Here is a 1,546-nt window from a genome sequence, read left to right on the forward strand (position 1 = left end):
CATTTGATTTTCTCATCCAGAAATACATTCATCCGGATGAGCGTTCCTATGTGTCCAGACACCTGAATTATGAAACCCTGCTGGAAAGACTCTCTCAGGAAGCCTCTTTCAAATTCCATTTCAGGCTTGTCACAGATACTGTCCATTACTATTATCTGCTCATTGCCAGAAACGGAAATGCCGATGACTATCGGGATTTTGTGATTGCAGTGGCCTGTGAAGACAATGATGTGACAGCACGCAAGATTTATGAAAATCAGCTCCACTCTCTCCTGGCATCCATTACCCATGCTGCCGGCTACTTTCATCTCGACCTTACAGATGATAAGATTCTGAAGATCGGAGGCACCTCTGCCCTGGCCTATAAGATGGATGCTGACGCTTCCATTGACCATTTTATCGCAGAGACTTCTGTTTTCATACCGGTATTAAAGGACAGAAATGATTTCATCAACGCATTTTGCCGCAGTTCCCTGATGAAAAGCTATGAGGACGGTCAGGTAGAAGTCACCAGGGTTTCCCGCTGCCTCTACGATGACAATATAATCAGGATTTCCAAATATGTGGCGAGACTGCTGCTCAATCCTTCCAACAACCATCTGGAGGTGATCCTCTATGGTGAAGATGTCACCAGAACACAGGAAGCCTATGAGACACAGGTAAGTATTGTCCAGACACTGAGCAGCAACTACCTGAACGTATACCTGATCAACCCCAGAGAAAAAACTCTCTCTGTGATCAAGCAGGAAGACCATGATGTCCCTGATCAGGACAAAAAACATAACGATACATACCCCTATGATCTTTTCCTCTCAGACTATATCCGGCAGCGTGTACATCCGGATGACCGTACAATGCTGGAAGAATCCCTGGAACTGGACAATGTAATGGGTGTTTTGTCCGGTCAGTCCGAATACAAGGGAAATTACCGGATAAATGACAGGGATGGTATCCATTACTATCAGTTCCGCTTTATCAAAAACGAAGACTCCGGCATCATTGTTCTGGGATTTCTGAATGTGGACGATGTGGTGGAATCAGAGATCAGACACCAGAAGCTCCTTAAAGAAGCTCTTGACACTGCCGAACGCGCCAATGCAGAGAAATCCAATTTTCTTTCCCGTATGTCCCACGATATGCGTACACCACTGAATGGGATCATTGGTCTGCTGGAAATTGATAAAAAACATGAAAATGATATCGAATTTCTTAAAAAAATCGTGAAAAAGCATTCATTTCAGCCAGTCATCTGCTCTCTCTTATCAATGATGTACTGGATATGTCCAAGATCGAGGAGGGCGGACTTGTACTCAACCATGAACCTTTTGATCTGATCAGATATGAAAAAGAGACACAGATGCTGATCGATATGCAGGCACAGAAAAACGGCATTGATTTCACCGTTCATATCGCACCGGAGATATACGAACATCCTTTTGTATATGGAAGCCCTCTGCACCTCCGCCGTGCCATGATGAATATTTACAGTAACTGTATCAAATACAACAGAGAGAATGGGGCAATCCATACGGAGGTTGATGCTCTC

At 44.2% G+C, this 1,546-nt stretch carries 2 protein-coding genes; both read left to right on the plus strand.

Going from position 1 to position 1,546, the window contains the following annotated elements:
* Window positions 1-1,334 (plus strand): sensor histidine kinase (locus ACTNES_RS20775; RefSeq protein ID WP_441040566.1); only part of this gene is annotated, 1,334 nt, incomplete at its 5' end.
* Window positions 1,280-1,546, plus strand: a 267-nt coding sequence (locus ACTNES_RS20780) for a sensor histidine kinase (RefSeq protein WP_441040567.1), incomplete at its 3' end; no start/stop codon positions are given. The genes ACTNES_RS20775 and ACTNES_RS20780, both read left to right, overlap by 55 nt.

It is taken from the genome of Blautia sp. HCP3S3_D9 (assembly GCF_052063845.1).
Lineage (GTDB): Bacteria > Bacillota > Clostridia > Lachnospirales > Lachnospiraceae > Blautia_A.